Origin of the sequence: Alloalcanivorax mobilis (genome assembly GCF_002864685.1) — a bacterium.
GTDB classification, from domain to species: domain Bacteria; phylum Pseudomonadota; class Gammaproteobacteria; order Pseudomonadales; family Alcanivoracaceae; genus Alloalcanivorax; species Alloalcanivorax mobilis.
The window spans coordinates 17,090-38,439 of record NZ_NMQZ01000007.1 but is presented as its reverse complement, the minus strand read 5'-3'; the positions used below and the strand labels follow the sequence as shown (position 1 = coordinate 38,439).

Genomic DNA, 21,350 nt, shown 5'->3' with positions numbered 1-21,350 from the left:
GGTTAGCGTTCGGCGCTGTCCTGATTCAGGTCGGACACCGGCCCGGTGTCCTGAACCGGTTGCAATTGCGGGTAGCGTTCCAGCATTTCCTTGCGGCGGTCTTTGAGACCTTGCAGTTTGCGCTGCCCCTCAGCCAGTTGCGCCGGCGCCATGCCTTCCCGTTCGGCGCGCGCCACCAGCGGCGCCAACTGCCTGATCTTCTGTTCCGAGGCGGCCAGAAACGAGGCGTACACCCGCTGGTTCTGGCGCTGTTCATAGCGCTGATAGAGCGCCGGATCAGCCAGCTCTTCGTCGCTGGGCAGGATCCGCGTCGCCGCCGCTGGCGCCAGCGGCGGCCGGCGCGGATCACCGTGCACGCGGGCGTAACGCAGCGACGCCACCGCCTCGGCACGCAAGCGGGGCAGCGCCATGCCGCCCGTCGCCACCGGCGACGACGACGGGCGCGCCACGTCTTGCGCGGTGTTGCGCCGAGGCGTGGCCGGCAGCGTGCCACCAGCGGCGGGCGGCGGTGCCGGCAACGCCGCCTTGGTGGCGGTGGGCACATTGCTCGGCGGGCCCGGCCGGGCCGGCGCCCCGCGTTCACCGGCCCAGCCCCACCACGCCAGGGTCATCGCCACCAACACCATCAATGCCATCCATAGCCGTTTCATCATTGAATCTCCGTATTGATCTGTAACACGCTGCGCGAACGCCAGTGCGTCAGGCCCTGCTCAAAGCGCCGTTGCAATGCCTGGTGGGCCAGCGCCATGGAAGCCTGATAACGCACGCTTTCGCTGGCCGGGTCCTGATAGCCCAGGCGACGTTCCTCGACCAGCAGTATCACCCAGTGCGCCGGCGGGTCCGCCAGCGGCGCACGCACCGGCGCGGAGGGCTGGCCGGGTTGCTGAACAAAGGCGAAACCGGTCAGCCACCGTGGGTGGCCGCTGCCGCGATCGATCCAGTGCGGCGGTTGATACGCCACGCCCTCCATGCGCGCCAGCGCCGTCGCCGGCGTGCCCCGGCGCAGGCTCTGGTAGGCCCGATCCGCCAGTTGCTGGGACGGCAGACGCAGCACGCCGGCGCGCACCGCCTCGACCCGTTCAAAGTCCCGCCGATGGCGGCGATAAAAATCGCGGATCGCCGCCGGGCGGATCGCCGCCGCCTGCTGCCGCAACAGCGGGTTGTCATCGTGCGGATCATCGCTGAGGCCCAACGCATAGACCAGCGCTCGCTGATCTTCCGCGTCCGCCACCAGTTGCCGTACCCAGCGGCGATCCAGCTCGGGCAGGCCGGCACGGCGTTCGAACCAGTCGAGCACGTACGCTTCCGCCATGAACTGGCGCAGTGCCTCGCCCATGGCGGCCACGTTAAGCGCCTGGAACTGCACCTTCATTTGCAGATTCTGGCGCTGGTAGAGCTGCCATAACGTCACGCTGCGCCGCTCGCCACCGGCGAACCGGTAGTGCGCCAGCACATAGCCACGGGCGGCGTCGGCGCGGGTCTCGGGCAGGGTGGCGTACAGGCCGGGTTCCACCTTGAGCAGCGGCGCCAGGGCGTCGACATCGAGAGCCGGCGGCTCGAGCAGATAGGCCAGCGGCGACTGACGGCCGTCCTCGTGCAACGCCCGCGCCAGCTCGGCGGCGTAGGCGCCACGCACCAGCAGGTACAGCTGGCGACGCTCGCGGCTGGCGCGGTCGTAACCGACCCGCTCCGGCGGCCGGTGCGCCCAGCGCTCGGAACGATACCAGCGGCCCAGCAGGTGAACGTCGATCAGCCCGGCCAGCACCTGCCGCTCGGTGACCGGCTCGCCGTGATCGGCGGCGGCCTCGGCGTTGACCAGGAAAACCCTCAGCACCTCGCGGGACAGCGGCACACCGTCGATGCGCGCCGCCACGGTGTCCGGCAGCCACGCCCGCCAGGCCACCGCCGCCACCAGCAGCAAGGCCAGCGGCGGCCCCAGCCAGCACCCTGCAACACGGGGGCTCACGGCGCTCTCAGAGGGTCATCTGCACGACGGCATGGTTGAGCAGATGCACCACCATGGCGATGGCATGGGGCACCACCACCTGCCCCACCTGCACGCGGTCCGTCTGATCGGTGCTGGAGAGCACGATGCCGCCGTTGGCGTAGGCCAGCGCGCCACCTTGGGTCAACAACGGCCGAATGTCGGTGGCGCTCGGGCTGAGCGGCGTGAAGTCCGCCAGCGCCTGGGTAATCAGTGCCTCGTCGGCGAGATTTTCGCTGTCGTAGTAATCCTCCACCCAGCCTTCCCAGCCGCTGTGATTGAGCGCCGAAGTGGTCCACACATGGTGCGGCTGCAGCAGGTCGGTGGCGTGTAGGGCGAAGCCCAGGCTCTGCGCGGTGGGCGTGGCGATGAACTGGTCGTACCAGTACTGGGCCAGGTTATCCAGCGGCTGGAACGGCATCTCCTCGAAATCATCGTACATCGACTTGCTGGACGTGGTGCCCTGGCGGTAGTTGGCCTCGGTGACGCCGTAGGTGTCGTACTCGGGGCTGTCGTTGGACCACCAGCCGGTCATGCCGCCGGGGCCGTCGTCCATGTAATCGCCCACCAGCCAGGTGGCGGCCAGATTGTCGATGTCGCCCCACACGGTGAGCAGCTCGTAGTTGTAGCCGCCCAGGTCGTTGCCGTGCACGTCCGGCCCACGGGTGTGATTCTGGAAGTGCCAGTAGGAGGTGTAATTGACCAGCGAAGCACCGGCATTGAACACCGGCGCGTAGGTGCAGTTGCCGGTGATGGCACCGCAGAAATAGGTGTCCTGGAAGTCGTCCACGTCGTAGGCGCCCTGGCCAAGCACCTCGGCGAACTGCGCCACGGTGTAGCCGGCAGCAGTGGCGAGCGCCTGCAAGGCGGCGAACTCGGTGGTCTCCGGATGGGCCTGCATATAGCTCACCGCGTCCAGCACGAAACGCTTGTGGGTGGCTTGCTTGAAGGCCTGGGCGGGTTGGGTGACAAGCAGCGCGGCGAACACGCTGGCGACGGCGATCAGTTTCATATTCCCTCCTTGGCGGTCCCTTTTTCAGGGACCTGTTGTTTTTATAACCGTTGTTTTTGTCGGTTTCGGGTCAGCGGCGCCGGCCGACGGCCGAAACCACTGTCTGGAACCATAGTCACAATAGAGCGTGGTGCTCAATTGTTTAAACGCGACCGCCCCGGTCTCTGCCTGGGCCACGGCGAAAATGCTAGACTGCCGGCCCAATCCCCACCGCCACCCAGGACGTTCGATTCGATGGCATTGATTACCCTGCGCCAGTTGCAACTCCACTACGGCGAACAGCCCCTGCTCGACCGGGTCGACCTGGTCATCGAGCCGGGCGAACGGCTCTGTCTGGTGGGCCGCAACGGCTCCGGCAAATCGACCCTGTTCAAGGTGCTGGCTGGCGAAGTGCAGGCCGACGACGGCCAGATCGAACGCCAGCAGGATCTCACCGTGGCGCGCCTGGAGCAGGAAGTGCCGGACGACCAGGACCACAGTGTCCACGACATGGTGGCCCAGGGTCTGGGCGAGCTGGGCGCCCTGCTCAACGAGCACGAACGACTGGCGCGCGCCCTTGAGGAAGACACCGACGGCAGCGTGTTCAGCCGCTTCGAGGCGGTCAACAACGAAATCGAAACGCGCGGCGCCTGGCAACTGGTGCAGCGCGTGGAAACGGTGCTCTCGAAACTGGAACTGAACGGCGAGCAAAGCTTCGCCGGCCTCTCCGGCGGCATGAAGCGGCGCGTGCTGCTGGCGCGGGCGCTGGTCCAGGAACCCGATGTGCTGCTGCTGGACGAGCCCACCAACCACCTGGATCTGGCCTCGATCCGCTGGCTGGAAACGTTCCTCAAGGGTTACCCGGCGACCCTGGTGTTCATCTCCCACGACCGGGCGTTTATTCGTGCCCTGGCGACCCGCATCATCGAGCTGGATCGCGGCCGGCTGAGCAGCTGGCCCGGCGATTACGACAAGTACCTGGCCGGCAAGCAGGCGGCGCTGGACAACGAAGAGCGCGCCAACGCCGAGTTCGACAAGAAACTCAGCCAGGAAGAGCGTTGGATTCGCCAGGGCATCAAGGCCCGACGCACCCGCAACGAGGGCCGCGTGCGCGCTCTTAAAGCGCTGCGCGACGAGTACGCCCAGCGGCGCAACCGCACCGGCACCGCGGCGCTGTCGATTCAGCAGGGCGACCGCTCCGGCAAGGTGGTGGTGGACGCGGAACACCTCGGCTATGGGATTGGCGGGCGCACCCTGCTGCGCGATTTCTCGATCACCATCCAGCGCGGCGACCGGATCGGCATTCTTGGCCCCAATGGCTGCGGCAAGTCGACACTGATCCGCCTGCTGCTGGACCGTCTCACCCCGGACACCGGCACCGTTAAACAGGGCACCCAGCTTAAGGTGGCCTACTTCGACCAGTTGCGCGACACCCTGGATGGCGACAAGAGCGTGATCGACAACCTGGCGGAAGGCTCCGACGTGGTCGAGATCAACGGCGTGAAAAAACATGTGATGGGCTATTTACAGGACTTTCTGTTCGAGCCGGGCCGGGCGCGCCAGCCGGTGCGTTCGCTGTCCGGCGGCGAGCGCAACCGCCTGCTGCTGGCCAAACTGTTCACCAAGCCGTTCAACCTGCTAGTGCTCGACGAACCCACCAACGACCTGGATGTGGAAACCCTGGAATTGCTCGAAGAGCAACTGGTCAATTACCAGGGCACCTTGTTGCTGGTCAGCCATGACCGGGAATTCATCGACAATGTGGTGACATCAACGCTGGTGTTCGAAGGCGCGGGCGACCCCAACATCTACGTGGGCGGCTACCAGGATTGGCTGCGCCAGCGCCCGGAACCGGAGAGCCCGGCGGGCGTCAAAAGCAACAAGCTGCAACCCGCCGATCCGCCGCCGTCAGCGGCGCCTGCGCCGAAGACGCGCAAACTCAGTTACAAGGAGCAGCAGGAATTGAAGTCCCTGCCCGGCGAGATCGAGGTCTTGGAGACGCAACTGGATGAGGTGCGCGTGACGCTCGCCGATCCGGAGCTCTACAAGGCGCCACCGGAGCAGCTCAAACAGGCGCAACAGCGGCTGCAGGATCTGGAAACACAACTCGCCGAGCGCTTCCAGCGCTGGGAAACACTGGACCAGCCATCGCCATAAGCCACCACCACGACGCACTGAAAACTGAACTGCCTGAACAGGAGCCCCACCCCACCGTGTCGAGCCCGCGTGTTGCCCTGATGATGTTGATGGTGTCGCTGTGCGCGCCTTTGTCCGCCAACGAAATCGAGGACGAAGAGCGCCTGCCCGCCGCCAGCGAAGACCGCGCACCCACCCTGCCCACCTCTCCGGCTGAGCCGGCGACCCCGGTGGCGGCGCCGCCCGAACCGCCGGCGGCCGGCGAGCCAGCGCGCTCGGATGCCTCACCAGCCGCGCCCGGCGCCGAGCCAGACAGCGCCACCGCCGAGCCAGCGCCGGTGGCGCCGCTGGCCTTGCTGGGGCGCACCGTACAACCGGGCAGTTTCGACACCCTGCATTGGACGCCGGACCAGTCGTTCGCCTCAATCGCCACGCCGGTGCCGGTACTGGTCGCCCATGGCAACAAACCCGGCCCCACCCTGTGTCTGACCGCCGCCGTGCACGGCGACGAACTCAACGGCATCGAAATGGTCCGCCGTCTGATGTACGAGCTGGAGCCGGGTAACCTGGCCGGCACCGTGATCGGCGTGCCGATCGTCAACCTGGATGGCTTTCGCAATGGCTCGCGCTACCTCAGCGATCGGCGTGACCTGAACCGTTATTTCCCCGGCCACAAGAACGGCAGCGCCGCCGGCCGGGTGGCGTATTCCCTGTTTCACAACATCGTCAGCCACTGCGATTACCTGGTGGATCTGCATACCGGCTCGCAAAAGCGCATCAATCAGCCGCAATTGCGCGCCGATCTGGAAAATCCGGACGTGGTGGCCTTCGCCAAGAATTTTGGTGGCATGACGGTGCTGCACAGCCCGCCGGCCAGCGGCATGCTGCGTGATGCGGCGGTCAAAAAAGGGGTGATCGCGGTGACCATGGAAGCCGGCGGGCCCAACCGGCTGGAAGAGGACGCGGTGCGTTACGGCACCCAGGCCCTGGACACCCTTCTGGAAAATCTCAAGATGCGCAAGGCGAGCCGCTTCTGGGGGGCGCCTCAGCCAGTGTTCTATGAATCGGACTGGGTGCGTGCTTCCCAGGGCGGCATCCTGCTTTCAGAAGTGCAGTTGAACGACAAGGTCAAAAAGGGGCAGATCCTGGGCACCGTGACCGACCCGATCAGTAACACCGGCAGCGCCATCATCGCCCCCTACGACGGCCGCATTCTCGGCATGGCGGTCAATCAGGTGGTGCACGCCGGCTTCGCCACCCACCGCATCGGCGAGGAAAAGAGCGCTGAGGAAGTGCAGGCGAAAGCGGAGCAGGCTCAGGAAGACAAAGCAACCACGCAGGACGGCAGCGAACCGGCACCGCCGGCCAGCGCGCCGGAAGACCCGGACGCCCCTACGGAAACCGAATAACCGCCAACCGAACCGCTCAGAGCGGGCCGCACACCCGCTCAAACCCCGCCGCCACGAACGGAATCATGCGGTCGTAGGCGGTGCGGAAATCGTCCGCCCGGCACAACCCGCCGGACATGGTGTCGATGCGCCCGGTGTTGGCGAAGGTCAGCGACATGGCGCCGGACATAAACTGATAACACCAATAAAGATCAGCGCGGCGCGCCCGTGGCAAGGCGGCGGCCAGGGCATCCACGAATTGTTCCATCGGCGCGTCGAAGTGCCGGTTCATCAACACCGGCCCCCACACCGAGGAATTGTTCACGTAGGCGAGCAACGCGCAGTAGTTGCGCCAGCCGTCGTCCTCGCTTTCCTGCGCCATTTCCAGCGGCCGCAGATAAGCCTCGATGATGCGCTCCACCGGCGCCGGCTGGCACTCGGCGAGCGCCGCCGCCAGGGCACGCAGCCGATCGTCGTTGAGAATGCGCGCACGGCGCTGAAATACGGTGTCGAAAAGCTGCTGTTTGGGGCCGAAATAATAGTTGATCAGAGCCACGTCCACGCAGGCGGCGCGGGCAATGGCGCGTAACGTCACGCCGTCGTAGCCATGGCGGGCGAACAACCCCTCGGACACGTCGAGAATGATTTCACCCCGGTCCAGGGTGGCACCGTCTCCGCCGCGCGGCCGGCCCACCGGTTTTTTCGCCATGCGCTCTCCTGATCACCCGATTGTTCCGGCATCCATGCGCGGCATGGTACAACAGCCTCGCGGGCTCTTGTAGGCGCGCCACAGCGGTGTTGTCTCAGCAGGCCATGCCGGCCACTCCGCGCCAAAAAGACAAAACCGTCGCTGGCTGGGCCTGCTCCTACACAACCCCGCGTAAGAGCAGGCCCAGCCAGCGACGGCTTGGACTTTGATCTTCGCGCCCGACGTCCGACGTCAGACGCGCCTCTTCTTAATTACAGCTGCCCAGTTCCCAGACACTGCCGTCATCGCTGTGCAGGGTGTTCAGCCCCCAGGTGGAGCCGGACATGGGCTGGTCGCTGCCCTGCGCGAAATAGTCCGGGGCCAGGGCGTTGCCGGTGCTGTACGCGCGGCCCGCGACCTTGTGGTAGTAGTTGTAGGCGGACACCGCTTCGCAACCGCTTGCCGGAGGCGTGCCGTCGTCGTCGCCGTCGTCTTCTCCACCGTTGTCACCACCACCGGCGCCTGAACAGGCCACCACCGGGCCGGTGCAGCTGGCGTCGTCGTCCTGCCATTGGCATTGGCCGTTAAGCGGAGTTTGGTTGAGCTTGAAGGTGGCGGTGCCGTATTCCAGGTAGCAGTTGGCGTAGTTGGTGTAATCCAGACGACCCGCCGCGATGTGCTGGTCCAGGGTAGCGGTCTGGCCGGCATCGATGTTGAAGTCGATCTGATCGGTGGCGCTCAGTCCGCCGCTGTCGGTGGCGGCGACCGTGGCGCTGTTGGCGCCGCCGGGCAGTTCACAGGCGCGGGCGCTGTATTGCACGCCATCCACCGTGGCGCTGACGTCACCGGTGGCGAACGTCACGGTGACGCTGTCCAGGTTCTGGTTCTGATCCACCACCTGGCCACTGACAGTGGCGCATTGGCCATCCAGGCTGACACTGATGGCGCTCAACTGCGGTGCCGCCGGCGCCGGTTCCGGGCCGACCCTTACGGTCTGGATCGCCGGTTCGCTTTCCGCGCCGCTGTTGTCGGTGGCGCTCACCGCCACGGTGTAAAGATCGTCGGCGAGGCTGGCGCTGCTGGCCTGGAACTGACCATTGGCGTCCACCGAGGTGGTGAGGCTGTCGCCGCCGCCATTCAAGCCATCGATCAGTACGGTGACGCTTTGCACGCTGCCGTCGTCGTCGCTGGCGGAGCCACTGACTTCGATGCTCTGGCCGTTGGCCAGGGCCTGTACCTGATCGACCACCGGCGGATGATTGCGATCCACGCGCTGGTTATTGTCGGCGAAGAAACCGCCCAGGTAGCGGGCGTAATTGATGCTGACACTGCCGATGTAGCTGCCGGAGGCGCCGGCGCCGCCGGACCAGGCGTGATCCAGCCCGTTGAACCACAGCATCGAAACGCGGCCGTCCTGCCACAAGTGCTCCTCGGCGGTGTGGCCGGCGCCTTCGTTGAGGGTGTTGCTGCCGGCCAGTTCGCTGACCCCGTACAACGCCGCCATGCCGTCCGCGTTTTGCTGGTTGTAGCACAGGTTCACGGTGCTGTCGGCGTCGCCCTGGGCGATCGAGGCGATTTGCGTTTCGAAGGCACTTTGGTAGCCGCCCGCCAGCGACGAGCAGTTGGCCTGCACGTTGGCCTGCTCGCAGGGCCCGAGCGCGCCGCTGGAACTGGTGCCCACGCTCGGCCCGGCGCTGACACCAACACCGGCGAACACGTCCGGGGCCAGGCAGGCGGTGGTGTTGGCGAACGACGCCCCGGACGACAGCCCGGCGATATAGACCTGGTTGGGGTCGATATTGAGGCTGCTGTCGGCTTTCAGATCGTTGGCCAGATTGATCAGATTCTTGTAATCGCCAGCGGTGCGCGATTTGCTGCCCTGCCAATAGGACCAACAGCTGAAGCCGGCCTTGTTCATGGCGTCCGGCACCGCCACCACCATGCCGTATTCCTCGGCGGCATCGTCCAGGTTGGCGTTCTTGTAGACATCGATGGATTGGGTGCAACCGTGCAACACGATCAACAGAGCCCGGCCACTGCCGACTGGCGAGACGGTATCCGGGGTGTAGAGATGGACGCGGTTGAAACCGCCACGGGTCTGGTTGTCCTGCCAGGCGCCGGCGTGGGCGTTACTGGCCAGCAACGCCGGAACCATCAGAGTGGCGCCGGCGAGGGCGCGCAGTGCGGATCTTTTCATGGAGTGTTCTCCGAATGTCGGTTGTTATTCTGAGCCTCGGCCAGGGTCTGACCGGGCCATTGACGGGGCGGCAACGGCGACTCCCATACACCGTTGCACCGGCCCGCCCGAGCCGTTCATCGCATTATTCATCATGCGATGAATAAAAACTCTACAGGTGATGAATTAATGCGTCCAGGTTAAAAAAACATCATTACGGCGATTTTTTGAACGGACAGACAGGGAAAACGTGACACCGGTAGCAGCACACGACACCCTCGTGGAACCCTTCTCTGCTTCTCTCTAAGGAAGAGCCATGCTGATCAAGCACCGCGTGTACCTGATTTCCGCCAGCCTGATCGTGGTTTTGGTGGCGTTGGGCGCCACCGTGCCCAAGCGATTCGCCGCCGCGGCGGAGTACATTCTCGAGCAGCTCAGCTACTACTTTGGCTGGTTCTATCTGCTCAGCGTGTTCGTATTCGTGGTGTTTCTGCTCGCCCTCGCCTTCAGCCGTTACGGCAAGACTCGCCTGGGGCCCCAGGACAGCAGCCCCGAATACGGGGTGTTTTCCTGGCTGAGCATGCTGCTCTCCGCCGGGTTCGGGGTTGGCCTGGTGTTCTACGGCATGGCCGAGCCGATTCTGCACCTGGGCGAGCCGCCCCACGGCGCCGCCGAGGCGGGCAGCCCGGCGGCGGCGTCGCTGGCGATCCAGTACAGCTTTTTCCATTGGGGCGTCAGCCAGTGGGCGGCGTTTACGCTGGTGGGCCTGATCATCGCCTTCTTTCAATTTCGCAAGGACCGCCCCGGCCTGGTGTCGACCATGGTGGAGCCGGCGATTCGCGACGTGCCCCGGCGTCATCTGGTGGCCGAATCGCTGGACGTGCTGGCGGTCATCGCCACCGTCATGGGCGTGGCCACCTCGCTGGGGCTGGGGGTGCTGCAAATGAACGGTGGTCTGGAAAAAGTGTTCGGCTGGCCGGACACCTTCTGGACCAAGGCCGCCATTCTTGCCGCCATGTTCGTGTGCTACATGGCCTCGTCGTACAGCGGTCTGGATCGCGGCATCAAAATGCTCAGCAACCTGAATATGGGGCTGTGCCTGGGTTTCATGGGCTACATGCTGGTGACCGGCCCGACGGTGCTGATCCTGGACACCTTCGTGCACGGCCTGGGCAATTATCTGGGCAATTTCATCAGCATGTCGCTGACCTCGCCGCCGTTCGAGAAAGGCGACTGGATGAATCGCTACACGGTGTTTTACTGGGCCTGGGTGATCGCCTGGTCGCCGTTCGTGGGCACCTTCGTGGCGCGCATTTCCCGGGGCCGCACCATTCAGGAATACATCCTCGGCGTATTGCTGGTGCCGCCGCTGCTGGCGTGCGCCTGGATCGCCGTGTTCGGCGGCACCGCCCTGGACATGGAACTCAACGGCGGCGCCGGCCTGACCTCGGTGGTGTCGGAAAACGTGCCCAGCGGCCTGTTCGAGATGTACGCGCTGTTGCCCTACAGCGACTGGCTGTCGGGCATCACCATGGTGATTCTGTTCGTGTTCCTGGTCACGTCGGCGGACTCCGCCGCCTACATCGTGTCGCAGATGACCGACCAGGGCTCATTGAATCCGCCGCTCTATAAGCGGCTCACCTGGGGCGTGCTGATCTCCGCCATCTGCATCACCCTGATCGCCGCGAGCGGCCTGCGCGGCCTGCAATCGGCGTCATTGCTCAGTGCCCTGCCGTTCGCGCTGGTGCTGTTTCTGATGATCGGCGTGCTCATCAAGGAACTGCGCGAGGACCGCCGGGAAACCCTGATGGCGCTGTATCACCGCAACGACGGCACGCCGGTGGGCGCCGATCTGTTCGAGGCGGATGAGTTCAGTGAATTGCCGCCGGAGGAGCGGGTGCGGCGACGCCTGACGGTGGTCAACCGCAACTCCCCGGATTGAGCGCTTTCCGCGCTAAGCATCAAGCGCGGCCAGGGCCGCGTCGATCGACCGGTCGCCGGCGAGCAAATCGAATTCGCGCCGTGCCGTGGCCGGTGTATTGAGCGCGGCCAGCAGCACCGCGGCGACGTCATCCCGGGGGATCTCACCGAATTCGTCTATTCGGTCAGCGAGCCGCACCTGACCGCTGGCCTTGTGGTCGGTGAGCTTACCCGGGCGCACAATGGTGTAATTGAGGGAACTGGCGCGCAGGTGGTTGTCGGCTTTTTGCTTGGCGACAAAGTAATGGCGCATGGATTCCGGGCCACTATCCGGGTCGTCCGCGCGCATGGAGCTGACGATCACGAACCGGCCAACGCCGGTCTCAATCGCCTGGTCGATCAGGTTGATGGCGCCGTTCTGATCCACATCCACGGTCTTTTCCGGGCCGGTGTTCGCGCCGGAACCGGCGCAGAACACCACCGCGTCGCAGCCGCTCAAAGCGTCTCGGCAATCGCCTTCCAGATTCGCCACCACGGTCTCGTCGGCGCCCAATTCCTGAAGTGCCGATTGCTGCGCCGGATCACGCACCATGGCCCGGCTGGTGACCGTATTATCCTTGGCGATCCTCTGAATCAAACAACGTCCGATCTTGCCGTTAGCGCCGGCGATCAGCACTTTCATAACGCTCTCCTTTCGTTATTGCACCGCGGGGCGTGAGCGCCCTTCCCTTTAAAATGAAGAGAGTCGCCGGGTTTTCAACCCCTGATTCAATGCCCTTCGCGCTGCGCCGGCCAACGCTGCGGGACCATCTGGATCTGACCACGCTCATAGCCGTTCTCTTCGGCGAGCCTGATCAGACTCTCAAGCGTGGCGCTATCGATGCTCGGGGTGCGCGCCATGATCCAAAGATAGTCGCGCTTTTGCCGGCCAATCACCGTGGTCTGGTAGTCGTCGTCCACGTACATCACCCGATAATCCGACTTCAATGGCCACACAAAACGCATCCCCCAGACCGCGTTATGGTCTTCGCTGACGTAGCCGGTGGGGTTCATCGTTTCACGCTCGCCGGTGAAGCCGTCTTCGTTGTAGGAGAACGTCACCGCCACCTCGCGGGGACCGACCCGCTGATATTGTTCCAACGCGTTGTGGTTGCCCTTCTCGAATGGCGTCGGGATGTTGGCGATCACGTACCAATCGCCCATGAAGCGGTCCAAATCCAGAGGGTCCACCAGTTGCACCGGCGGGCGCTCCGGGGCGCTCTGGCAGGCGCTGAGCAGGGCCGCGAACAGCGGAATGATCAGAATGCGCATCGGGGAGTCCTCGTCGATTGACCTTGTCGAGACAGCAGTGTCGCGATCAACGGGAGAACGGCGAGTGAAGCCGGGACCGCCCTCAGTCGCCCAGCACCTTGAAGCGCCCCACCAGGCGGAAGCCCTGGTCGTCCACCAGGGTCAGGGTGTGCCAGCCCGGATCGGCGCGCAACGCCCATTCGTGGAAATGCTCGGTGACGCCCAGATAGCGGTCGTCCAGGTGCCAGAACAGGCGCGCGCCGGGGCGCTCATGGACCACCCGGAACACCGCCTGGCCGGGGCGCCCGCCCATTTCCCGGGGTAAATACAGCGCTGCCCCGGCGTGGGGGTAGATCAACGCCATCGGTGGATGCGGATCAAGGGCGCGGGCGCCGGCCACGCAATCCGCCCGCCAGGCCGGCAGCGGCCGGTATTCCGGGTGGCGCAGCCGGTAGAACCAGGCCTGGGCCGGCGGCAGCACGAACCAGTCGCGGCCGTGCATGCGCGCCACCGCTTCGCACCCGCCGTGCACGCGCTGCCCATTGGCGTCCAGTTGTATGCGGCGATGGTGGGGTGTCACCCGCTGGAAATGACTGTGCAGCGGCGCCAGCGCTTCCTTGTCCTGGCAGCGGCCACCGGCCAGATAGCCATCGTCCGCGCACACGCGCACGCTTTTCAGCTGATCCAGGGGCGCCGGCGGCCAGCGCGCCGGGCCCAGCAGGCTGAAGATATCCAGCATCAGCGGCGCGGCGGTGGTGGCGGCGCCCAGGCTGGGCGCCGGCTCGCCGTTGCCGTTGCCGGCCCACACCCCCACCGTGTATTGGCCGTTGCTGCCGATCGCCCAGGCATCACGCAGCCCATAGCTGGTGCCTGTTTTCCAGGCGATCGGCTGGCTGGAACGGTACAGGCGCCACTGCCGGGCGGTGCCCGGCCGGGCCACGTCGCGCAAGGCATCCAGGGTCAGCCAGGCGGCGCCGGCGCTGATCGGAAACGGCTCGGCCACCGCTGGCCAATCGCTGAGCACACCCACCGGCGCCGCCTGGCCATCGCGGGCGGTGGCGAACAGCCGCGCATAGATCGAGGTGAGTTCAAACAGGCTGCCCTCGGCACCGCCCAGCACCAAGGTCAGACCGTAATCGTCGGCGGAACGGAACAGGGTGCTCATGCCCATGGCGGTGAGCTGGTCCTGGAAGCGGCCGACCCCGTAACCGCGCAGCATGCGCACCGCCGGAATGTTCAGGGAACGGGACAACGCCTCGTGGGCGGGCACCGCGCCGCGGTACTCACGATCAAAGTTCTCCGGGCTGTAGCCGCCGTAATTAGTGGGCAGATCCGCCACCAGGGTATCCGGCAGAATCAGGCCAGCGTCGAGCATCAGACCGTACAGCAGCGGTTTGAGCACGCTGCCGGTGGAGCGCGGCCGGCGGGCGATGTCCACCGCCGCGCCGTAGGTGAGCGGGTCGCCGTGGCTGACGTTGCCCAGATAGGCGCGCACTTGCAGATCGCGGTGATCGATCACCACCACCGCCAGGTTGTGCACTCCCTCACGGGCGAGGCGGCGGCCGTGCTGGCCGGCCAGCTCCGCCACCCGGCCTTGCAACGCGGCGTCCAGGGTGGTGCGCAACAGCGGGCTGGCGCCGGGGGCGGCGGCCAGTGAATCCATCAGGCGCGGGGCCAGTTGCGGCACGCCGTGCAGGCGCGGCAGCGGCTCCAGCCGCGCCAGGCGCAGGTCGGCGGCATCGAGGACGCCGCGCTGGCGCAGGGTGGCCAGCAGGGCGTTGCGTTTGGCCAGCAGCCGCGCCCGATCCCGGCCCGGATGAATCAGCGCCGGGCTGTTGGGCAGCACCGCCAGCAACGCCGCCTCGGCCCAGCTCAGCGCGTCCGGGGCCCGTTGAAAATAGCGCCAGGACGCCGCCCGCAGCCCCACGGTATTGCCACCGAACGGCGCCCGGCTGGCGTATTCGGCGAGAATACGTGGTTTGTCCAGGTGCCATTCGAGCCGCACCGCCAGCAACGCCTCGCTGGCTTTCTCCGCCAGGGTGCGCGGCGGATCATCGCGCAGCAGACGCGCCAGTTGCATGGTCACGGTGGAGCCACCGCTGACCACGTGGCCGGCACGGGCATTGGCCAGCGCCGCCCGGCCAATGGCGAGCGGATCGATCCCCGGATGCCAATAAAAGCGCCGATCCTCGAAGGTCAGCAGCGCCTGCCGGTATTTGTCCGGCATCCGCTGCAACGGCGCGAAACGCCACTGCTGGTCGGCGGCGATGCGCGCCGCCAGCGGCCGGCCGTGGCGATCCAGCATCAGCGTGGCGTAATCACCGCCGGTCAGGGCCGCCGGCAGCGGCGTCAGTTGCAGCCAGGCAAGGGCCGCCAGCAGCGTGGCGGCGGCCAGCCCCGCCAGCACCTTCAACCACCGTTTAATCGCCGCTTACCTCCACCCACTTGCCCGCGCTCAGAGCGCGCACCGCGCCGTCGTACATCGCTTCCACCTGCCAGCCGGGCAGGTAGAAGCGCCCGGCGAACGAGGCATTCAGGCTGACCGTATATTGGCGGCTCTCGCCGGCGGCCAGCGAAAAGTAGCTCAGCACCCGGTCGTCACGGACATCCCGGTAATCCAGGGGCGCCGCCTGTTGGTCGCCGGCCAGACGGCTCTCGCCGATCTGCCAGCCGGACGGCATCACCTGGGTCAGGGCGAGGTTTTCCAGGGCATGGCCGCTGCGGTTGGTGACCGTGACCGTGGCGGAGAAATCCGTGCCCAGGGGCAGGCGCGCCGGGTCCAGGGTTTTGCCGTCCAGCGATTGGAAGCGCACGTTCAGGCCGAGGCCCTGGCTGGTCGCCTGTTCATGGCCCGGCGCGGGGGTGCCCACCGTGGTCACGGTGCCGAACAGGCGCCGCTCACTGTCGTTACGAATTTCGATGTCGCTACCCTGCTCCGCCAGCTCCAGCGCCTGCCTGAACAGCGGCGCCTGGCTGGTGATGCTCTGCCAATCACCCTGGCCCTGACGCCAGGCGAACGAGTAGCCCTGCTCGCCGTCTTGTCCACCGGCGAAGCGCGCCATCGCCATCAGCGCCCAGGCGGTGCTTTGCGTGGAATACCACTGCCGCGAGGCGAGTTGCCCGGCCACCGCCCGGGCGGTGCGCCAGGCGCCTTCACTGTCGCCGCGCGCGTCGCGCACGCGCAGCTCAATGGCCTGATCGCGCAGGGTGGAGCCGTAGGTGGGGCCAGGGCGGGCGTAGGCGACCGGATCGCCGGCCCCCTGGATCAGCGTGCCGGCCACGTCCACCAGGCCCATCTGCTGGTAGGCGGCGGCCAGCAGCCAACGGCTGGCGTAATAGCCGGCGGCGCCGTGACGGCTGTCCTTGAGCCCGGCATCAAGCGCCTCGCGCAGGCGGTTCATGGCGCCCACTTCCGGCTCACCGGCGAGCGCCAGGGTGTACAGACGATAGGCCTGGGCCGACCATTCCCACGGATACTGCCCGGGGCTCTGGCCAACGCGGCGCTGATACTCCAGCCACGGCGCGATCAGATCGTCGGGCACCGCGTACCCCAGGCGGCGTGCCTCAAGCAGAAAATGACCGGCGTAGGAACCGCCCCAATCGCTGGCCTGGCCGCTGCCGGGCCAATAACTGAAGGCGCCGTCGCTGAGCTGAAAGCGCCGCAGGCGCTGAATGCCGGCGTCCACGTTGCGCTGAACCTGCTCTTGTTGCCCCGGGTCCAGCGCCACCAGGCGATTGAGATACAACTGCGGGAACACCGACGAGACCGTCTGCTCGATGCAGCCGTGCGGGTACGCCATCAGATAATCCAGGCGCCGCTCCAGCCCCATCGCCGGCAGGCTGCTGACCGTCAGCCAGGTGCGGTTGGTGCCGGCGATGCCGTGCGGCACCGCCTTGAGCGTGGCGCTGGCGCCCGCCTCCAGCAGTTTTGCCGTCTCTCGAGTGGTCGGCGGGTTGGGCGCGCGCACCGGAATGTTGACGGTTTCGCTGGCGTGGTGGTCGCCGGCGGCGGCGCTCACCGTCACCGCCGCGCTGCCCACGCCGTCGCCGGTGCTCAGCCCGAGCCGGGCGATGTCGTCCCCGGGCTCGCTGAAGGTGAGCGTGGCCTCGCCGTCGGTGACGCTCACCGGCGCCTGCGCCTGCGCCGTCAAAGTGACCGTGTTGATCTCCGGCGTGGTGGCGAACACCGTCACCGGCAGATCCAGCCGCTCACCGGGGCCCAGCACCCGGGGCAGGGTCGCCAGCAGGGTGAGCGGCTGGGTCACGGTGACGTCTTGGTCGGCGTGGCCGTAGGCGCGGCCGTCGCCGGCCACCACCATCACGCGCACCTGGCCCATGTAGGCGGGCAACTCGATCTGGTGCTGCCGGGTTTCGCCCTTGGCGAGCTGGAACGGCCCCAGAAAACGCACCACCGGCGGGAAGCGCCGCCGCTGCTTCTCTTTGCCATCCTGGAGCGCGTCGGAGCCGCCCAGTGCCAGCAGCTGATCCAACTGGCCGCCGTAGGCGCCCACCACCTGATCGAACAGATCCCAGGTCAACACGCCCAGCGCCTCGCGCTGGTAAAAGGCGTCGTGGGGACGCGGGGTGGCGAAGTTGGTGATCCCCAGCAGGCCCTCGTCGACCACCGCCAGGGTATAGGTCATCGGCCGCCCCTGTTTCTCGGCCACGCTCACCGCCAGGGTGCTTTGCGGGCGGACCTCGGCGGGTGCCTTCAGGGTTGGCGTCAGGCGCGTGGCCGGGTCGTCCACCATCAGCGGGGCGATACCGTAAAGGCGGATCGGCCGGTCGTTATCGCGGCCACTGTGCGGTTGCAGCAGCGTCACGTGCACGTACACGTTCGGCGCCATGTCGGCACTGACCGGCACCTCCAGGGTCAGCGTTTCGCGCTCACCGGGCACTTTGACCCAATAGTGCTTGAGCATGCGCGCGCCGTTTTCCAGGCTCACCAGCAGCCGCCCGGCGCCGCTCACCGGCACTTGCACGCGGGCGGTTTCGCCGACCTGGTACTGGTCTTTATCGGTGGACAGCGCCAGCCGGGTAGCGGCGTCGCCACCGGCGCCTCGATCTCCGCTCCAGCCCAGATAGACCGCCTGGGCGCTGCAATGGTCGCCATCGGCTTCACAGACCCGCAGCAGGTGCCGGCCCCATTCATAATCCTGCCCTTTCAACGTCCACTCGGCACGGCCCTGAGCATCGCTGGTGAGGCGGGTTTCGCTGAGCTTTTCGGTGTGCGGGTCGCTGATGAAACTGGTCAGATTGTCGCTGCCTTGGTCCCACCACCAGCGCCAGTCAATGCGGTACACGCTCAACGTCAACGCTCGCCCGGCTTCCGGCTTGCCGTCGCCGTTGAGGGTCAGAAAGCCGATTTCGTGGTCTTTGTCGCGGCCCAGGGAATCGCCCCAGCCGCTGCCCTTGGGCACGCGCAGGCCCACCCAGTGCTGGTAGGGCGCCACCGCCAGGCTGCGAATCTGGGTGCTGTAATCGCCGCTGTTTTCAAACACCCGGGTGGTGACAAAGGCGCTGACCATGCCCGGCGGTGTAATGTCCGGCACCGTTAATGGGAAACGGGCGTCACCGGCGTTGTCCAGCGTGCCCTCGAAGGCGGTGAACGGCTCCGCCTGCAAGGCCCGGGTGGGATCGTCGAAGACAAAACCATCGTACCCCTGGAAACGGGTGGCGCGAGTCACCAGCCGTGCTTTCACGTCCGTCTTGAGGCCGCCGGCGCGGGCGCCATTGAGCCATTGCGCGTGCAGTGTGACCGGGTTGTCGCCGCTGTTCAGGGTGTCGGCGGTCTGCAAATCGATCTTCAGATGATTGGGTTTGATCGCCTCCACCCGCAGGCTGGTGTCGAAATAACGCTCGCCGATGCGCGCCACCGCCCGCCAATTGCCGGTGGGGGCGTCTTCCGAGGTCTTCAGAGTAAAGGCGTAAAACTGGCCCACCGGTTTGTCATTGCTGTAGCTGGCCACCTTGTTGCCACGGGGGTCGAACCAATCCAGGGTCAGCGGGTGGTCATCGGGAATGCGGTTGCGCGGATCGCCCAACACGAACGTCAGATGGATATCGTCGCCCGGGCGCCAGACGTCACGCTCGCCGTAGAAAAACCCCTTAAGACCTTCGCGAACCCGTTCACCGCCGGTGTTGAACTGGTTGGTGGGCAACGCCAGATTGCGCGCCAGTTTCAGATAGCCACGGTCATCGCCTTGGCGAGCGACCAGGTAGAACGGTGTGCCGGAAAGCGCCAGGGTGGTTTCGCCGCTGCTGTTGGTGACGCCATCGCCGATGCGCTGGTGCTGAAAATTGTAGACCGCCACTTTGACGTCGGCGGCGGCGCGGTTGCTGTCCAGTTCGGTGGCGATCACGGTGAGATGGTCGTTTTCGCCGCGCTTGGCGATCAAGCCCAGGTTCGAGGCGAGAAAAGCGCGGCTGGATTCGACCCGGTCGTTGTAGGCGTAATAGGCGTCCGCGCAGGGGTCGTCACGGTCGCGCCAGCTCAGGTAACCGGCGTCGCGGTAGTAGCTGGCCAGGCGATCGGCGCCCTGCTCTTCCTGGCCCGGGCCTTCGTAATCGTCCGGCAGTTCGGCGCGATAGGCCGGCGCGTCGCCGGGGCACTGATAGTTGATGGCGCTGGCGTCCACCTTCAGGGTCAGCAACACCAGCCCGTTCGGGTGGCGCGCCATCAGTTCGCTCAGGTCGAGCCGGTAGCGGTGCCAATCGCCGTCGCCATCGGGCGGCAGGGTCAGGGTTTTCTGCCACAGATAACGGCCACTGGAGGTATCCGGATAGTCACCGGCCAGCGAGTGGTTTTGCAGATAGCGGGTGATGTTGTTCTCGAAAATCTCGAACGCCTGCACCTGCACCGCCCGCGTGGCCACCGCCTCGAACGGCACACTCAGCGTCTTGCCGTTGGGCAGGATCGAGCCCTCGCCAACGAAGCGCACGCCCGGTTTGGCCAGGCTCAGGGTAAACGCGCGCTGATAGGGGGTTTCCAGGCGAGCCCGCGAAGCGCTGCGCAACCCGGCGGCGATCTTCAACGTGAGCGCGTCATCGCCGTCGGCATGGTCATCGCCGGTCGGAGCCGGCGGATAAACCAGCAGCCGGCTGCCATCAATGCGTACGCGCGCATCGGCGCCGTTCACGGTGACCAGCCCGGCGGTGTTCTGATCACCCATCAGCGCTTCGGAAAACTGCACCTGCAAATGCGGCTGCGGGTACCCCACCGTGCGCACCGTGGTGACCGCGAATTGCCCGGCCGCCGGCACCGGGTATTGATGTTCGCCCTGCTCCGCCACGCCCAACGGCTCGCCGTTCCAGCGCAGCCGCACCGGCGGAGCCTGATCAGAGCGCTCGATACCGGTGACGGTGAAATCGTGGCTCAGGCCGGCGGCGTCGTGGCGCCATTCAATATTCAAGGCGCGCTCGCCCTGGCCGGCACTCAGGGTTTTTTCCAGCGGCCCGGCGTCGGCCCGGTCGCGGCTCTCCAGGCGCCCGCGCAGAACCATGGTGTCATCATCGGCAGGGGCCAGCGCGTCCACTCTCACCGCCAGTTGCTGCTTGATCACCGCAACGCGGCTTTGCAACGGCGGCAGACTGTCATCAATACCGGAAAAGGCCTGTGGATAAAGGGTCAGCTGAATCGCGCGCGCCGCCGGCAACGGCTCACGGGGCCGGATTTCCAAGACCTCGGGCGCGGTGAACACAGCCTCGAACGGCGGCGCCGGGGTCAGCCGCGCCACCCCTTTGGCGGGTTTGCCCACCGCGCTCTGATCCACCACCGGATGATTAAAGCGCACCACCAGGGGCGCGCGGGCGCTCACCTCGCCGCGCGGGTAGCTCTCGAGATGCTCCAGCCAGCGATCATCAACACGGGTCACTGGCTCCGTCGGCGGCGGCTGCGCCGCCTGGGTCTCACTGGCGGGCGGTTCGGGAGCCGGATCGCAGCCGCTCAGCAGCAATGTCAGCAGGGCCAGGCCGAGAACGAAGCTTCGCATTCCTTTGGTCGCCTTATCGTTGTGGAGGGGAAGCACAAAGGCAAAAAGGTAGCACAATTGGCCCACGGGGTTATCGGATGCCGCTTGCAAAAATCGCCTGACGGCAACCCACGGCGGACAGCGGGCCGCTCTTGCCACTAAGTGTACACATGCTCACTTTTCCTCTTTTATCTGTCCCCTTTTTTGCCGGGCCGGGCGCCGGGTCGGACGCTGGCCCCCCGGTCCACGCGCTCGGATCGTCGGCGAGCCCGGCCGACCCGTGCGCGCCCTCGGCAAGCCGGCCACCAACCGATGATCCGATCGGCCAGGTCTTGTGCCGCGTGGCTTTGCGACTGATCAGTCAGAGAACCCCACCCCTCTTTCGGAGTGCGTCAGCGCCTGCCTAACCAAAGAAAAAAAGCGTTGATCGGGCATTCCGAAAACACCAGAGCGACCTCCCGAGCATCGTCAAAGGACCGCGCTGCGGGGGTTCGTGCCCAACAATTGACCACCGGGCCCCGCTGTGCACGTCTGTACAGCGAATGTTTTTGAACCCGGTCACAGAGATACTTCTTGTGTCGACGAGGTCCCATCCGTCGGCTCCGGAGTTTTACTCCGTGATAGCTCTCCCGAGCCAAACGATTCATCGGCGTCCTCTGGGCGCCGTTTTTTTTGATGTCGGGTTTTAACCCGAACGCAAGAGCGCAGCGCAGTTTCTGACAAGCGACAGCCGAACAGCAAAGCGCCCAACCCTTCCGATTTCAGCCGGAGTTTTTTGGCTTGCGGCTTGCGGCTTGTCGCCATCCC

12 protein-coding genes are annotated in these 21,350 nt (G+C 66.0%); 3 read left to right on the top strand and 9 right to left on the bottom strand.

Going from position 1 to position 21,350, the window contains the following annotated elements; genetic code table 11:
- Positions 1 to 2 precede the first annotated feature (2 nt).
- From CGS25_RS05890 to CGS25_RS05880, 3 genes are read right to left on the bottom strand one after another with little or no spacing between them, the layout of a single operon-like run.
- The gene (locus tag CGS25_RS05890; protein WP_101674904.1) at positions 3 to 653 is read right to left on the bottom strand and encodes a hypothetical protein; all 651 of its coding nucleotides are present in this window, start codon (positions 651 to 653) and stop codon (positions 3 to 5) included.
- Positions 650 to 1,966: a hypothetical protein gene (locus CGS25_RS05885; protein ID WP_157933786.1), complete on the bottom strand. Its 1,317-nt coding sequence runs from the start codon at positions 1,964 to 1,966 to the stop codon at positions 650 to 652. The genes CGS25_RS05890 and CGS25_RS05885 overlap by 4 nt, the downstream gene beginning before the upstream one ends.
- 7 nt (positions 1,967 to 1,973) lie before the next feature.
- Positions 1,974 to 2,996: a phospholipase C/P1 nuclease family protein gene (locus CGS25_RS05880; protein WP_089031500.1), complete on the bottom strand. Its 1,023-nt coding sequence runs from the start codon at positions 2,994 to 2,996 to the stop codon at positions 1,974 to 1,976.
- 234 nt (positions 2,997 to 3,230) lie between these two features.
- Here CGS25_RS05880 and CGS25_RS05875 point away from each other — a divergent pair, with 234 nt between their 5' ends.
- Positions 3,231 to 5,132, top strand: coding sequence for an ATP-binding cassette domain-containing protein (locus tag CGS25_RS05875; RefSeq protein ID WP_089031499.1), 1,902 nt, complete (start codon positions 3,231 to 3,233; stop codon positions 5,130 to 5,132).
- Positions 5,133 to 5,188: 56 nt separating this feature from the next.
- Positions 5,189 to 6,520, top strand: a complete 1,332-nt coding sequence (locus CGS25_RS05870) for a succinylglutamate desuccinylase/aspartoacylase family protein (RefSeq protein WP_232802275.1) — start codon at positions 5,189 to 5,191, stop codon at positions 6,518 to 6,520.
- A gap of 16 nt (positions 6,521 to 6,536) precedes the next feature.
- Here CGS25_RS05870 and CGS25_RS05865 read toward each other — a convergent pair whose 3' ends face one another.
- Complete coding sequence (locus CGS25_RS05865) at positions 6,537 to 7,208, bottom strand: TetR/AcrR family transcriptional regulator (protein WP_232802274.1); 672 nt, start codon at positions 7,206 to 7,208, stop codon at positions 6,537 to 6,539.
- Positions 7,209 to 7,455: 247 nt separating this feature from the next.
- Positions 7,456 to 9,384: an extracellular catalytic domain type 1 short-chain-length polyhydroxyalkanoate depolymerase gene (locus CGS25_RS05860; protein WP_101674902.1), complete on the bottom strand. Its 1,929-nt coding sequence runs from the start codon at positions 9,382 to 9,384 to the stop codon at positions 7,456 to 7,458.
- A gap of 295 nt (positions 9,385 to 9,679) precedes the next feature.
- On the opposite strand from CGS25_RS05860, the gene CGS25_RS05855 reads away from it, so the two are divergent.
- Positions 9,680 to 11,305: a BCCT family transporter gene (locus CGS25_RS05855; RefSeq protein WP_089031497.1), complete on the top strand. Its 1,626-nt coding sequence runs from the start codon at positions 9,680 to 9,682 to the stop codon at positions 11,303 to 11,305.
- Between the two features lie 12 nt (positions 11,306 to 11,317).
- Here the strand turns inward: CGS25_RS05855 and CGS25_RS05850 are convergent, their stop codons facing one another.
- From CGS25_RS05850 to CGS25_RS05835, 4 genes are all read right to left on the bottom strand, one after another.
- Positions 11,318 to 11,965: an SDR family oxidoreductase gene (locus CGS25_RS05850; protein WP_101674901.1), complete on the bottom strand. Its 648-nt coding sequence runs from the start codon at positions 11,963 to 11,965 to the stop codon at positions 11,318 to 11,320.
- 86 nt (positions 11,966 to 12,051) lie between these two features.
- Positions 12,052 to 12,594, bottom strand: coding sequence for a lipocalin family protein (locus tag CGS25_RS05845; protein WP_101674900.1), 543 nt, complete (start codon positions 12,592 to 12,594; stop codon positions 12,052 to 12,054).
- 82 nt (positions 12,595 to 12,676) lie between these two features.
- Positions 12,677 to 14,980 carry a penicillin-binding protein 1C gene (pbpC, locus tag CGS25_RS05840; protein ID WP_232802273.1) on the bottom strand — a complete coding sequence of 768 codons (2,304 nt, stop codon included), beginning with the start codon at positions 14,978 to 14,980 and terminating at the stop codon, positions 12,677 to 12,679.
- Positions 14,981 to 14,993: 13 nt separating this feature from the next.
- Positions 14,994 to 20,564, bottom strand: a complete 5,571-nt coding sequence (locus CGS25_RS05835; protein WP_101674899.1) for an alpha-2-macroglobulin family protein — start codon at positions 20,562 to 20,564, stop codon at positions 14,994 to 14,996.
- Positions 20,565 to 21,350: the final 786 nt, after the last annotated feature.